The sequence below is a fragment of the uncultured Photobacterium sp. genome (assembly GCF_947502415.1).
In the GTDB taxonomy this organism is placed as follows: domain Bacteria; phylum Pseudomonadota; class Gammaproteobacteria; order Enterobacterales; family Vibrionaceae; genus Photobacterium.
In genome coordinates this window covers 213,382-225,987 of sequence record NZ_CANMZV010000006.1, presented here as the reverse complement: position 1 = coordinate 225,987, position 12,606 = coordinate 213,382, and the positions used below count along the sequence as shown (strand labels likewise).

The 12,606-nt window shown below is 49.7% G+C and carries 14 protein-coding genes; 8 read left to right on the top strand and 6 right to left on the bottom strand.

Annotated features, from left to right (window positions below; genetic code table 11):
- Positions 1 to 52: 52 nt before the first annotated feature.
- On the bottom strand, positions 53 to 628 hold the full coding sequence (locus Q0852_RS09045) for a tRNA-uridine aminocarboxypropyltransferase (protein ID WP_299017323.1): 576 nt from the start codon (positions 626 to 628) through the stop codon (positions 53 to 55).
- A 79-nt stretch (positions 629 to 707) separates the two neighbouring features.
- On the bottom strand, positions 708 to 1,736 hold the full coding sequence (locus Q0852_RS09040) for a hypothetical protein (protein ID WP_299017321.1): 1,029 nt from the start codon (positions 1,734 to 1,736) through the stop codon (positions 708 to 710).
- 61 nt (positions 1,737 to 1,797) lie between these two features.
- Here Q0852_RS09040 and Q0852_RS09035 point away from each other — a divergent pair, with 61 nt between their 5' ends.
- On the top strand, positions 1,798 to 2,256 hold the full coding sequence (locus tag Q0852_RS09035; RefSeq protein WP_299017318.1) for an EVE domain-containing protein: 459 nt from the start codon (positions 1,798 to 1,800) through the stop codon (positions 2,254 to 2,256).
- A gap of 172 nt (positions 2,257 to 2,428) precedes the next feature.
- Here Q0852_RS09035 and Q0852_RS09030 read toward each other — a convergent pair whose 3' ends face one another.
- Both Q0852_RS09030 and Q0852_RS09025 read right to left on the bottom strand, forming a co-directional pair.
- On the bottom strand, positions 2,429 to 3,226 hold the full coding sequence (locus tag Q0852_RS09030) for a Cof-type HAD-IIB family hydrolase (protein WP_299017315.1): 798 nt from the start codon (positions 3,224 to 3,226) through the stop codon (positions 2,429 to 2,431).
- A gap of 102 nt (positions 3,227 to 3,328) precedes the next feature.
- Positions 3,329 to 4,330 (bottom strand): alpha/beta fold hydrolase, encoded by a 1,002-nt coding sequence (locus Q0852_RS09025; RefSeq protein WP_299017312.1) that lies wholly within the window; start codon positions 4,328 to 4,330, stop codon positions 3,329 to 3,331.
- Positions 4,331 to 4,573: 243 nt separating this feature from the next.
- Here Q0852_RS09025 and rhtB point away from each other — a divergent pair, with 243 nt between their 5' ends.
- Together rhtB and Q0852_RS09015 are read left to right on the top strand one after the other, a co-directional pair.
- Positions 4,574 to 5,191: a homoserine/homoserine lactone efflux protein gene (gene rhtB / locus Q0852_RS09020; protein ID WP_299017309.1), complete on the top strand. Its 618-nt coding sequence runs from the start codon at positions 4,574 to 4,576 to the stop codon at positions 5,189 to 5,191.
- An 88-nt stretch (positions 5,192 to 5,279) separates the two neighbouring features.
- On the top strand, positions 5,280 to 6,518 hold the full coding sequence (locus Q0852_RS09015; RefSeq protein ID WP_299017304.1) for an EAL and HDOD domain-containing protein: 1,239 nt from the start codon (positions 5,280 to 5,282) through the stop codon (positions 6,516 to 6,518).
- 60 nt (positions 6,519 to 6,578) lie between these two features.
- Here the strand turns inward: Q0852_RS09015 and Q0852_RS09010 are convergent, their stop codons facing one another.
- Complete coding sequence (locus Q0852_RS09010; protein WP_299017302.1) at positions 6,579 to 7,418, bottom strand: LysR family transcriptional regulator; 840 nt, start codon at positions 7,416 to 7,418, stop codon at positions 6,579 to 6,581.
- A gap of 219 nt (positions 7,419 to 7,637) precedes the next feature.
- On the opposite strand from Q0852_RS09010, the gene Q0852_RS09005 reads away from it, so the two are divergent.
- On the top strand, positions 7,638 to 8,360 hold the full coding sequence (locus tag Q0852_RS09005) for an SDR family oxidoreductase (protein WP_299017299.1): 723 nt from the start codon (positions 7,638 to 7,640) through the stop codon (positions 8,358 to 8,360).
- A 120-nt stretch (positions 8,361 to 8,480) separates the two neighbouring features.
- Positions 8,481 to 9,485, top strand: a complete 1,005-nt coding sequence (locus Q0852_RS09000) for an acyltransferase (protein WP_299017296.1) — start codon at positions 8,481 to 8,483, stop codon at positions 9,483 to 9,485.
- Positions 9,486 to 9,517: 32 nt separating this feature from the next.
- Here the strand turns inward: Q0852_RS09000 and Q0852_RS08995 are convergent, their stop codons facing one another.
- Positions 9,518 to 9,850, bottom strand: coding sequence for a DUF2500 domain-containing protein (locus tag Q0852_RS08995; RefSeq protein WP_299017293.1), 333 nt, complete (start codon positions 9,848 to 9,850; stop codon positions 9,518 to 9,520).
- Between the two features lie 273 nt (positions 9,851 to 10,123).
- Here Q0852_RS08995 and Q0852_RS08990 point away from each other — a divergent pair, with 273 nt between their 5' ends.
- From Q0852_RS08990 to Q0852_RS08980, 3 genes are all read left to right on the top strand, one after another.
- Positions 10,124 to 10,489 carry a DUF4145 domain-containing protein gene (locus tag Q0852_RS08990; protein WP_299017291.1) on the top strand — a complete coding sequence of 122 codons (366 nt, stop codon included), beginning with the start codon at positions 10,124 to 10,126 and terminating at the stop codon, positions 10,487 to 10,489.
- 1,033 nt (positions 10,490 to 11,522) lie between these two features.
- Entirely contained in the window at positions 11,523 to 12,146 is a 624-nt protein-coding gene (locus tag Q0852_RS08985; protein ID WP_299017289.1) for a lysoplasmalogenase, read from the top strand.
- A 216-nt stretch (positions 12,147 to 12,362) separates the two neighbouring features.
- Complete coding sequence (locus Q0852_RS08980; protein WP_299017286.1) at positions 12,363 to 12,602, top strand: YecH family metal-binding protein; 240 nt, start codon at positions 12,363 to 12,365, stop codon at positions 12,600 to 12,602.
- Positions 12,603 to 12,606 lie beyond the last annotated feature (4 nt).

Sequence of the window (12,606 nt, the reverse complement as noted above, 5' to 3'; positions counted from 1 at the left end):
ATCATCCTTCGAAGAAAGTGGCGGTAAAATTATACACATAATTTCATCGTGGCTATTTGGCATGCCCGCTTTTGTCGGCATGAAAAGTATCGAGAAATGACTGAAAATATTGCTGAAGTTGTGTGGCTTGTTCGCCTTCACCCAATAGTTCCAGCAGCGCAATTCCGGCTTCGCAGGTACAAAGGTTTCCGGTCTGCTGGTTTCGCCGTAGCTGATAGCTTGACTCTGATCTTGGTGTCAGGCTTAGGCGTGGCAGCTGCGCCAGCCATGGACTCTTGCGGACCATTTTCCGGGCTTCTTGCCAGGTGGCATCTAGCAGGATGAAGAGATCGGTTTGGCCTTCTTTCGCCTGGTATGGCACGGCAGGGTGCTGTTCGTCGCTTGGAAACAGTAACCAGGGGCGGTAACGGGAGCTGTTAATTTGCTCCAGCAACTCGACAGGTGGATTAACCCTGTCCCAGATATAGCGTTGGCAGTCGGGCAGGGTGCGCAGCATCAGTTCGCCGGTGTTGGTGTCCTTGTTGAGTTCTTTAGGGTGAGTCAGCAGTATAAAGCGGGCATCGCAGCTGAGTTGCGGTTCGGCTGCGCAGATACAGTTGTGCCGGAAGCCGCAGCGGGGACAGGACATAGTCGATTCTCATGGTTAATCAAAGCTGCCGGGGAGTGTGACACATCCCCGGCAGCAAGGGCAATTGAGGCTGCCATCATCACTGTTTTTTCAGGACCAGGCCGTTATCACCGAGGCTGTAGGTCTGCCCGTTAACGGTTTCTTCGCGGGTAGTGATGCGATCACCGTCGAGGACAAACCGCCGCTCGCTGATCAGCCGCCTTCCCTGATGCTTGGTCATTACGACCTGGACTGAGTTATCGCTTACCTGCTGCCAGAAGCCGGTTTCGTGGGTGCTCGGATCCCCGGACGGATAGTCATAACGGGTAGTTGCAGTGTGGTCTGGTTTAAGGGTAACGGTGGTCGTCAGGGTCGGGTTGCCGCCACTGTATGAAGTCCCTTGGTAGCGGCCGATCCAATGAAGGGTAATATCTGTTGCCCCTAACGTAGCGCAGCCGCGGTAATTGTTTCCTTCCCAACGGAGGTTCGCCTGCCAGCCGAACAGTGAGTTGCTCATGGTGTCGTTGCAACGGCCTTTGGTCAGGTCGAGCTGGAATACCTCGCCTTGGTAGCGTTGCTGGCCGGTGAGGATATGTTTGTCGGTAATCGCTTGTTGCTGGCGCTGGTTGTCAGGGCGAAGCAGGTTGGCCTGGTCGCCGTCGATCTCGACAACCCAGCCCGGCTCATGGCCGAAGGCGCGGGTAGTGTGTGGAAGCTGGGCGCAACCTTGGCTCATTTCTGCTGAAATCAGGTTGATTTGCTTGACCTGAAATCGACCGTCATAGTCAGCAGCAAACCCCTTGGCCGGAGCCGGCTCAAGGTAGCCGATAAACTCGCCATACATAGGGGCATAGCCCGGGTGAGTGATTGCTGCCAGTGCTTGCCTATCGGCCAGCGGGGTGCTGAGCCAATACTGCTTGGAGCTGCCACAGGGCTGGATGCTGTTGGATTCGTGGCCAAGTACAACGGTTCCCCGTAGCATAAAGGCCTGGACCTTACTGCCATCGGCAGTGGCTTGCTGGTTGCCGGCCGGAGTGATGTTGACTGGTTCGGACGTCGATGTAGTGGTGCAACCGGCCAGCAAGGCCAATAGAATGGCGGCTGGTGTTGCCTGTCGCAGGTGTGTCATTCGATTCCCTCGGTATGTTAGGCTGAGATGCAGTAAAGTCATTACTATAACGAGAATAATTATGGCCTATTGGTTATTTAAAACAGAGCCGGATACTTTTTCGATAGACACCCTGAAACAGCAAAAAGTTTCCTGCTGGGAAGGCGTTCGTAACTATCAGGCGCGTAATATGATGCGGGATGAGGTCAAGGTTGGCGATCAGGTTTTTATCTATCACTCATCCTGTAAGGATGTCGGGGTGGTGGGGATTGCGACTGTCGTTCGGGAGGCTTACCCGGACCATTTCCAGTTTGAACCTGATGGGCTGTCTTTTGATCCAAAATCTGACCCGGACAATCCACGCTGGGTGATGGTTGATATTGAATATCAGCGACATCTGAGGTTGGTGTCGCTCAAACGTATCAAGGCCAACCCTGCGTTGGCGGAGATGCCTTTGGCTAAGCGTGGTAACCGCCTCAGCATCATGCCGGTAACTGAAACCCAGTGGAATGAGATCTTGCAGATGACAGGACAGTTTTAGCCGTTTTCCGATTTTATAGGAAAAGGATAGGTGAGCACAGGTGGTTTCCTGTGCTCGTTTTGTTTTATATCCAGTGAACCAATAAACTGATCCAAGCAGAGTGTTCTCAGCCGTTAGAGAGTAACCCGAATTGGCGAAGATACAGTGGCTCTGCATCAAAGTAATTTTTGGATTACAGCAGGTTGTTGGCCAGGTAGTGGGCAACGGCTTCGTCGTTGCAGGCACCGATCACGTTGTTTTCCGGTAGGGCCTGTTTTACTTTGTCATGGGCCGTTTCCATGATCAGCCCCTTGCCGGCCATGCTCAGCATCTCGACATCATTCATACCGTCCCCGAAGGCAATGCAGTCCTGCAGTCCGTAGCCTTTCTCTTTGGCAACGGCTTCCAGCGCATGGCCTTTGGAAACATTGGCATCCATTACTTCCAGGCACCATGGGGTTGAGAAGGCAATATTGGCCTGTTGGCCGAAGTGGGCATTGAGGCGGTCTTCCCACTCAACCAGTTTATCGTGGTCGCGGTCATCACGGGTGAAGAAAACCTTAGCGACACCTTCCAGCGGCGGGTTGTTAACATCGAACAGCTGGTAGCTGAACTCATCATGGAAATCTTGCAAGGTTGGGTCTTCGGCATTGAGCAACCAGTCGTCGTTGCGGTAGATGTGGATTTTCAGCTCGGGATCGTGCTTGGTCATTTCAATGATACTGCTAATCACTTCTGGCTGAACATCTTGCTGGAAAATGACTTCGCCCTTGCTGTTGTGAACCCGGGCTCCGTTAGATGTGATCATGTAGGCTGGGATCCCCAAGTGTTCGCGCATGCCGGCAACGTCAATGTGGTGGCGTCCCGTGGCAAAGATAAAGTCCTTGCCTACCTGGTGCAGTTGGTTCAGCACTTGCTTGGTAAAAGGGGCGATTTTATGGTCAGGGGTCAGTAGGGTACCATCCAGATCTGAAGCAACAATTTTGTACATGGAAAATCTCGGCTGAAGGAACAGGAGACCCCTTAGCCACGGTGGTTAAGGGGAAATTGAGTTCAATTTTAAACCAGTTTATGCCAGAGAAAAGAGGTTATTTTATTCCCTGTTTTCTTCCGCTTTCCTGAAGTGGTTGATAGTAGCTGCCAGAACTGGGTGGCGGTACTTGTCGACTTCGAACAGTAACTCATGGCGGGCACCGTCGATGACGGTAAGCTGGCAGGAGCGTTTGGCTTTTTGCATTGCTTTGCAAAACAGGGTGTGGGCACTGTTATCGACAATATGATCGGCGCTGCCCTGGAGCAGTAAAACTGGAGCAGTGATTTTTGATGCCTGCTCAATACTGCGCTTGGCAGCGGCCAGGCCCTGCCAGACCCAGCGCGCACTCGGGCCGCCAATTTTCAGCTCTGGTTTTTGTTCATATAGGTCGCGGAACCACTGGTAGCGGATTTGGCTCTGGCTCAGCGGGTTGTCAGTAAAAGGCTTCGGGTAGTAAGGAACTTGGCCGGGTGCGTAGTCTGGCTGGTTTTGCAGCTGTTCGACGACCCGTGCCAGCGGCGAGGCAATCGGCTTCATCCAGTTGTTGATATTGATGCCGTGCATCGGGGCACTAAGAACAGCGCTATTAATCAGCGATGGGTGCTCGGCCATGAATAGACTGGCAATTGTTCCGCCCATCGAATGGCCCAGCATAAAGTGTTGCTGGTAATCTTTTGGGGCGATCACGGTATCAAAGAAGGTTTTAAGGTCGCTGACATAGTGGTCGAACTCTTCGACATGGCCCAGCTCGGAATCTTCCGCCATTCGGTCAGAAACGCCCTGGCCGCGGTGATCGAGGGCAAAAACATCGTAGCCCTGCTGAACTAAATCGTAAAACAGCTCCTGGTATTTCCAGTAACTTTCAATCCGGCCGTTGACCACAATTATTGCTTTGTCGTGGTTGAAGCCTGTCAGGCTAACCCAGCCGACATTCACCCGGTCAACGCCTTCGAACATGCCTTCCAGACGGTGTTGCCATAATTCCGCAACAGGGCCTGCCATGGTATCGCTGAACTGAGATTCCTGGGTAAAGTGAAAATAGTGCGGAGGTTGGACTGTCATGGTATTTCTCAGGCTAATGAAACTATTTCAGAGGGTTATTATGTGCGGTCAGCCGCATCAGCTAATGGCAAAATCTACGTTCAGTATAACGTAAAGTGATCCCATTCCCTATGAGGGCGTTGCTTTAGTGATTGAACTACTGTTAACTTGTAGCCGTTTTGTGCGGTATGTACTGGTTGAGCTGTTTGAATGGTGGCTGCGCCTGGCGCGCATAAAGGTTTGCACTGGTTTTGGAGAGTTGTTGTGGGTATCGAAGTTTGGCTGGCTTATTTAGCTACGGCGATTGTGTTTAGTTTGGCTCCGGGATCGGGCACGGTTAACTCCATTAGTAATGGTGTGATGTACGGCTGGCGTAAATCCCTCGCTTCGATTCTTGGCCTGCAAGTTGGTATGGCTTTCCATATCGTATTGGTTGGTGTTGGTCTTGGTACTATTGTCGCTAAATCAGCCTTGGCCTTTACTCTGATCAAATGGGTGGGGGTGGTCTACTTGGTGTGGCTGGGTATCCAGAAGTGGCGTGAGAAGGCATCATTGGATTTGACAGTACTAGCTGATAGCGTGTCGGCCGGACAACTGTTTCGCCGGGCTGTGGTTGTGAACCTGACCAACCCGAAGACCATTGTTTTCCTGGTTGCCTTGTTTCCTCAATTTATTAACCCGGCTGAGCCGCAGCATGTGCAGCTGGCGGTGCTGGGAATCACGACATTGGCTGTCGATGCTGTCGTGATGTTGTGTTATGTCACATTGGCATCAAGATTGAGTGTGTATATTCGTTCAGATAAGGTGATGGGCAGCTTAAATCGCCTGTTTGGGTCAATGTTTATCGGCTGCGGGGCGCTGCTTGCTTCGGCTCGTGCTTAATGTATGCGGTAGACGTATACTTGGGCTGTTATAATCAGCTTAGACATTCTGTCTGCATTTCAACCTATTAAGGAACCACCTGGGCATCATGTACTCTTATGTCGCGCGCCAGCCTATTTTTAACCGCCAGCAACGTACGGTCGGCTATGAGCTGTTGTTTCGTGACGGGGAAAACAATGCGTTTCCAATTATTGAGGCCAATAAGGCGACCTGCCGGCTGTTAGTTGAGAATTACATGGCTGTCGGGGATAACCCGGCCACGGCTGGCCAGCGTACCTTTATCAATTTCCCCCAGGAGAGCCTGATCCGTTTGCTGCCGATGCTGTTGCCAAAGCGCAAGGTGATCATCGAGGTACTGGAGACCTGCACCCCGGACGAAGAGCTGTTCCTGGCTATCAAGCACCTTTATCGCCAGGGGTATGTGATCGCCCTGGATGACTTCGAGATGGAGCCGCAATGGCAGCGCTTCTTGCCTTATGTTCATATTATCAAACTGGATTTGATGAAAGTCGGTGTTGAGGAGGCTTGCTGGTTCGTTATTCAAAACCGCGCCCGCAAGATCAAGTTCCTGGCAGAGAAGGTCGAAACTCACCAAGATTTTGCTGCCGCTTTTGAGGCCGGTTTCCATTTTTTTCAGGGCTACTATTTTAGCAAACCGGAGTTGCTGAAAAACCGCCAGGTTGAGCCGGAAAAGTTGACGACAGTTCGTTTGCTGCAGGAAATCTGCCGAGAAGAGGTGAACTTCAGCCGGGTCGAGGAGATTATTGCCAGTGATGTGTCACTGTCTTATTTGCTGTTGCGATATGTGAATTCGTCGACACAGCGGGTCATTGAGCCGATCAGCTCGTTCAAACAGGCATTGGTTTATCTTGGCCAAGAGAAAATCAAGATTTTCGTCAGTGCCGTGGCGACAGCCCATGCGGCGATCGATAAGCCCAAGGAGTTGTATTCATTGTCACTGCAGCGGGCACGGATGTGCGAGATGCTGGCAGTTTCCAGCCGCTTGGCAATATTAAAGGACAAGGCATTCCTGACAGGGCTGTTTTCCTTGCTTGATGCACTGCTGGATAACTCGTTGGAGCAGTTGTTGGCCTTATTACCGCTGGAGCCTGATGTTCAGGAGGCTTTGCTGAACCGCCAAGGAGAGTTGGGTCAGATCCTCGCTTTACTCGATGCTTATGAGCAGGCCGATTGGGACAAAGTGAGTGCATGTTGTCAGGCATTGAAGCTCAATGAGGAGATTGTGGTGGAAAGTTTTCACCAGGCACTGGCTTGGTCGATGCAATACCTGAATGCCTCAGACAGGCCGGATGAGCCTGCATCCTGAGTCTTTGATTGTGGCTTTTTTCAGGGCGGTGACAAGGTTGGCTTGTCACCGCCTTTTTGTTTATGTGCCCTGATACTGGTTCAGCACCTTGACGGCAGCGCTAAGTGCCGGATTGAGGGTTTTGTTGGCCGGGTAGCAAAGGCCCAGGCGGCGGAACATCCGTGGGCCGTCGAGCGGGACGGTTACCAGTTGGTTGGATGTTTCCAGTACACCGGTCGGGAGAAAGGAGATCCCAAGGCCAGCCTGAACCAGATGCATGACCTGGGTTTTATGCTCGGCTTTGGCTACCAGGTTAACCTCGAGGCCATCACAGGCCAGCAAGCCGATGGTTTGCTGGTGGGCTTCACAGGGGGGACACTCGATGAAGTCATGCTGGTGGAGCTGCTCTGGCAGAACCTTGTCTAAGGTGGCCAGGGGGTGAGCCGGTTGCATGCACAGGAGGTAGTCCTCGTCCCACAGCGGCAGGAAGATCTCGTCTTCAGCCTTAAACATATCCAGGGTCAGCCGGGCATCGGCCGTCGCATCGTGATCGACCAGTTCCAGCAATAAGTTGGGAATATGTTGTTTTAGCTCGGCAAAGACTCTGGCCAGTTGTGACTGACTCAGGTCGGGAAAGTTGGCCAGCTTCAGTGGCAGGTATTCAGTACGCTGCTGGAACAGTTTAGGTAGTCGGTTGATATCCCCCAGTAGCCGGATGGCCAGCGGGTAGAGGTAGTGGGCTTCGTCCGTAAGATCGACCCCTTTTTTGTGTCGTATGAACAGCTTGGTGTTGAGTTCCTCTTCTAGTTGCTTGATTGCATTAGAGATAGACGGTTGTGATACAAAGCAGCGCTCTGCTGCCAGGGTAATGTTTTTTTCTTCGTAGACCGCAACAAAAAAGCGCAGTAGGCGTAAATCCATAGGGTAACTCGTTAGCTATCAGGCCGTCATAATCTCCACAGGATAGCGGCTAACCGGACAAAAACAAAAGCCAGGCATGCTGCTATCCATAGATAAAACTTATGGTAAACAGAAGAAATCGGTATTTTCCCCCGTTCCGCAAGCCCGATATAGTAGCGCCATCAACTTGATGCCGGCCGTTGATTCCGTTTTCTCTGTCTACTACAAAGGTTTTTTACTATGTCTAAGTCTCTGATTGTCATTACTGGTGCAAGCTCGGGTATCGGTGAAGCGACGGCACGCAAGTTGTCTGCAGAAGGTCACCCATTATTGTTGCTGGCTCGCCGTGTTGAGCGTCTTGAAGCCCTGCAGTTGCCGAATACGCTGTGCCGTCAGGTTGATGTGACTGATGCAAAGGCATTTGCTGCTGTCGTTGAAGAAGCCGAAGCACAATACGGCCCGGTTGATTGCCTGATCAACAACGCCGGTATGATGCTACTGGGACTGGTACATGAGCAGGATCCGGCCGAGTGGAAAACCATGTTTGATGTGAACGTGTTGGGTCTGCTCAATGGTATCCATGTGGTATTGGCTGCAATGAAGGCTCGCCAGCACGGAACTGTGATCAATATTAGTTCTATCGCGGGTCGCAAGACGTTCCCGAGCCATGCCGCCTATTGCGGTACTAAGTTTGCTGTTCATGCGATTACGGAAAATATTCGTGAAGAAGTTGCTGATGACAATGTACGCTTTATTACCATTGCACCGGGTGCGGTTGAAACTGAGCTGCTGAGCCATACCACCAGCGATGAAATCAAGGCTGGCTATGAAGAGTGGAAAGAGGGGATGGGTGGCGTGATTGCACCAAGCGATATTGCCAATGCGATCAGTTTTGCTTACCAGCAGCCGCAGAACCTGTGTATTCGTGAGATTGTTCTGGCGGCGACACGCCAGCAGCCTTAATGACATACTTCTGTTAGTGAGTTCTTAAAGCCAGAGTAAGTTCAGGTACTTACTCTGGCTGACTGCTATATTAAGAGCTGGTACTGAAAGGGTTAACCGGTCGGCTCAGGAGATTGGCAGGTGAGGCAGAAGATTGTCTATTTTGATGTGATGCGCTGTGTAGCGGCTATTGCGGTGGTGGTGATCCACGTGCTTGGCCCTTATCGCGACCAGCTTGGAGCGATACCTGATAGCAGCTGGATCACGGCAATTACTTTTAACAGTTTCAGTCGCTGGGCGGTGCCGGTTTTTATTATGATCACCGGCGCCTTGATGCTTTCTGATACTCGCGAGTTTGATCTTCAGTATTATGTCAGACGACGGCTTGGCAAGGTGCTGGCTCCGTTTTTGGTGTGGTCGCTATTCTATGCTGCCTTATCGGGGCTGACTGCAGCGGGATACACTGCCGCAACCGCCTTTGAAACCCTCAAGGCAATGCCGTCTCATGAGACCTACTATCACCTGGGCTTCTTCTACTACTTCATCCCATTGTATTTTGTTGTGCCTTTTCTGCGCCATTATGTCCAGCGTACGGATCAGGGTGGGGTGATTGGGCTGACATGTGTCTGGTTGGTTCTGACCACTTTGTTTCTGCTGAAAATCGATGGCTTCTGGGGGCACCAGCTTATTTTGTATAGCGGGTACTTACTTTTGGGCTATGGTTTGTATCACTATCAGTGGCCGTCATTGAAGTGGTTGGTAGTGCTTGGGGGAGGCGGTTTGTTGCTGACCGATTATATGGTGATTAATAACAGCCTTTCAGCCGGGGAATATACCGTTGGTCGCTGGCTATCTTATAAAACTTTGAATACAGCCATGATTGCGGCAATGGTATTTGCTTTGTGCCGGCATTATGGTGAGCGCCTGTCTTCTGCCTGGCTGGCACGGACAGCCTTTATGAGCCGTTATAGCTTGGGGATCTACCTGTTGCATCCCATCTTTTTGTGGCCAGTACGCGAGTACAATCTTTACTTTGCCCATCCACTTATCACGATCCCGTTCTGGACTGTGATCTGCACAGCCCTGGCACTGCTGGCCAGCTGGGGGCTGGGTAAACACCCGAAAACAGCCTGGTTGGTACCTTAGCGGGACTCGGGTTTACTGTATGCCGGAATTACTCAGTCGCGCTGGAGGGCAAAGTGAAGAAAGGTTGTGCCCTGGTAGGTCAGGATACCGCGGTCGCCGGAGTTGAGAGCATGGTAGTAGTGGATACCAATTTTAAATTCACGTCGTAGCCCGCCGCTGCGGGGCTGCACATAAAGCCAATACTCTTCATTCTCTTCACCGGGTTGGGCGTACTCCATCGCAACACTTTGCTTGTCGAGCACCTCGACTTCGATCTTTTGCTCGGGAGCATGTTCTCCCAGCATATGGCGACGATAAAAACGAACATAGTACAGAATAGAAATGATAAGCAGGGCTGCCAGCGCCAGCATAATCCATATGGGCATGGGGGATCTCCTTGGTGATTCGAACAACCGGGTGGGAGCCATTATTATTGAGTGGTGGCCCGGGTAGAACTTTCAGAGAGACAAATCGTGATCTCCGTGGGTTTTAGCCAAAGATTTAATGGCAAGTATGCTTTAAGGCAATCGCTGTTAGGATGAAGATTATTCTTTGGGTACAAACAGTTATTAAAACAATGTAAATCACGGTTATTGTGCTGGGCATGCTTATCAAGTCACGGTAAGGTAAAAAGAAGAGAGCGGAAAGGAGGTCTGTTTATGGCCAATATTGAACTCGTCGTGACTCGCTCAAGACGCATTGAGCACTTACTTCGTCAACATTACCATGCTGAAGGTAAAGGTCTGCATCAGTTGATCTCCAGCTGTGAAGAGCGCTTGCCGCATGAAATTATACCTAAACTGCGTTTTATCGCGTCTGTGCGTAACAAGACGGTGCATGAAGAAGGTTACAAGCTGGATGATAAGGCCGGCTTTCTGGCGGCATGCCGGGATTGTGAAGATGAGCTGACTCCGCGAAGCGGGCGCTTTGTCTGGACGGTAGCCGTTCTGGTTGTACTTGGTTTTACCGGCCTGGCGATATGGTTTTATTCCGAGCACTGGCACCGTATTAACCTGACCCCTTGATTTTACTTCACTTTATTCCAATCAGTATTACCGGTTGATGACTGGTTCGTCTGTTCTTTTTTATATTCTGTGTTTAAAAACGAAAAAAGGTGCCCCTGGGCACCTTTTTTTGAATTTGTTTTTTGCTTAGTAGATTACAGGCAGCGTCATTAAACCGACAACCACTGCGATCATCATAAGCCCTTGTTTTTGAGATGTTGTAATCATAGGTAGGCTCCTTATCTTGCTGCTAATCACGTCTTGATTATTAGAATAGCACTATTTTTGGCTTTTAGGCAAGCTTGAATGTGAATTTGCTGGTAAAAAGTCAATTTAAGTGTCTGGTTTTGGCTGTTTTTGGGTCGGTAAATTGTGTTTTATGTGGTGTTTAAAATCTGTTCTTATTGGGTTGCCTTTGTCTTTTGCGTTTTAAGTCGTTGATTTATATTGATAATTATTGGTTGTTATTTATCTTTTTGTGGTTTGAGATGATTTGCTTGTGTTTTGTGGATCGATGCTATTCATGATGTATCAAAATGGTGATTCTGATGGTATGTGGGTGGGGTGGAATATCCGAGTGTGACGGCGATCTCATGGTATGGAAATAATTATGCTGATGGGTGAGAGCTGAATTGAACTATTTGTATAGTATGTGGAGTATGGCAGAAGTCGCTTTCCAACAGGGTTAATCATGGTGTTTAGTGATGATTGTTGTTGTAAGTTATTGATTTATTGCTGTCCTGATTGTTTGCCATGACAAAAAATTGACACGAAAAAGACGTGGTAGATGGATTTTATTGGCGGTAATTAGTTATTCATCGTCACAGGATGTTGTAGTGGGCTACTTTGTTGTCTTTATTTGTTACTCATTGGCATATTCTGTTTTTGTTCACTGTTGAAAGGGACTTTCTGGTGAGTTGTTTATTTTGTTGTCCGTCATGATGATCGCTTGTGTTTTTATAAGCGGTGTCTAGTTCTCGTTGATCCCTGCTAGACAATCTCGATTGGGTTTCTAAACTGTTCTGCTTATAACAATAATGATATCGGTGACGTTATGTGGGTATGGTTAGCCATCTCTTTCTCAGCACTATTGCATATTACTGCTGCTTATCACGGACCGAAGTGGCAGTTTTACCTATTTAAGCCGTTTACTATGGTGCTGCTGCTGATGCTAGCGTGGCAGTCCGGGCTGGAGGGCTTCTATCACCAGGTGATTTTTATTGGCCTGATATTGTCTGTTGTCGGTGATATTTTGCTGATGTTACCGAAAGACAGGTTTGTCCCGGGGCTGGTAAGTTTTCTTTTGGCTCATATTGCTTATTCGTTGGCCTTCTGGAGTCAGCTTGATGACAATATGGTGTGGTGGTTGCCTGCGTTGCTATTTGCCGGCGGTATCATCGTCTTTCTGCTTTTTCTGCCTTCTTTGGGGGCTTTGATGCTACCTGTTGCGATGTATATTGCAGTGATTGTACAGATGACGTGGGCGGCAGGTGAGTTCTGGCTTACCGTTGGCTCGATGACCAGTTTGCTGGCATTTGTGGGGGCGTTGGTATTTATGCTATCCGATACGGTGCTAGCGCTGGATAGGTTTCGCGGCCCGTTGCCTTCTGCTACTGCGGTGGTGATGTCTAGCTATTATCTGGCCCAGTCACTTTTTGTTGCTTCTTTACTGGTTTAGCTGAAAAGAAATAGGCTGGTTGAGGTCTGTGTCTGTAATGGGTTATTGGCGCGGTACGAATTGCGGTGAGCACAATGAAGGCCAGTTTGAAATATGCTGGCAGTGCGGGCATGATAAACATACATTTTAAATATATTTATTTGTTTTGGGTCAATCTGGCTCGCGGCTAGTGTGGTTTAATTATGTTATCTCTTTTTGATGACAGCGAGTAAAACCATGAGCCAGATCCACGCCCATAATGTCCTGAATATGTTGCTTGCCGCCGAGACTCCATATACAAAAGAGTCATTAAAAGAAGCGGTTATTGCTGAATATGGTGAAGGCGTTCGTTTTCACACTTGTAGCCAGGAAGGTCTGACTTTCGATGCTTTGCTAATTTTCCTGCTTGATCGTCGCAAGGTTGTTCAGGATGGCGATATAATTACTGCCAATAAAGAACGGATGTGTAACCACTAAGTCG

Excerpts from the sequence above, each read along its gene's own strand:
- Q0852_RS09030 (WP_299017315.1), bottom strand. The coding sequence starts at position 3,226 with ATGTACAAAATTGTTGCTTCAGATCTGGATGGTACCCTACTGACCCCT.
- Q0852_RS08995 (WP_299017293.1), bottom strand. The coding sequence starts at position 9,850 with ATGCCCATATGGATTATGCTGGCGCTGGCAGCCCTGCTTATCATTTCT.
- Q0852_RS09010 (WP_299017302.1), bottom strand. The coding sequence starts at position 7,418 with ATGGATTTACGCCTACTGCGCTTTTTTGTTGCGGTCTACGAAGAAAAA.
- Q0852_RS09035 (WP_299017318.1), top strand. The coding sequence starts at position 1,798 with ATGGCCTATTGGTTATTTAAAACAGAGCCGGATACTTTTTCGATAGAC.
- Q0852_RS09025 (WP_299017312.1), bottom strand. The coding sequence starts at position 4,330 with ATGACAGTCCAACCTCCGCACTATTTTCACTTTACCCAGGAATCTCAG.
- Q0852_RS08990 (WP_299017291.1), top strand. The coding sequence starts at position 10,124 with ATGGCCAATATTGAACTCGTCGTGACTCGCTCAAGACGCATTGAGCAC.
- Q0852_RS09040 (WP_299017321.1), bottom strand. The coding sequence starts at position 1,736 with ATGACACACCTGCGACAGGCAACACCAGCCGCCATTCTATTGGCCTTG.
- Q0852_RS09015 (WP_299017304.1), top strand. The coding sequence starts at position 5,280 with ATGTACTCTTATGTCGCGCGCCAGCCTATTTTTAACCGCCAGCAACGT.
- Q0852_RS09005 (WP_299017299.1), top strand. The coding sequence starts at position 7,638 with ATGTCTAAGTCTCTGATTGTCATTACTGGTGCAAGCTCGGGTATCGGT.
- Q0852_RS09045 (WP_299017323.1), bottom strand. The coding sequence starts at position 628 with ATGTCCTGTCCCCGCTGCGGCTTCCGGCACAACTGTATCTGCGCAGCC.
- Q0852_RS08980 (WP_299017286.1), top strand. The coding sequence starts at position 12,363 with ATGAGCCAGATCCACGCCCATAATGTCCTGAATATGTTGCTTGCCGCC.
- Q0852_RS08985 (WP_299017289.1), top strand. The coding sequence starts at position 11,523 with ATGTGGGTATGGTTAGCCATCTCTTTCTCAGCACTATTGCATATTACT.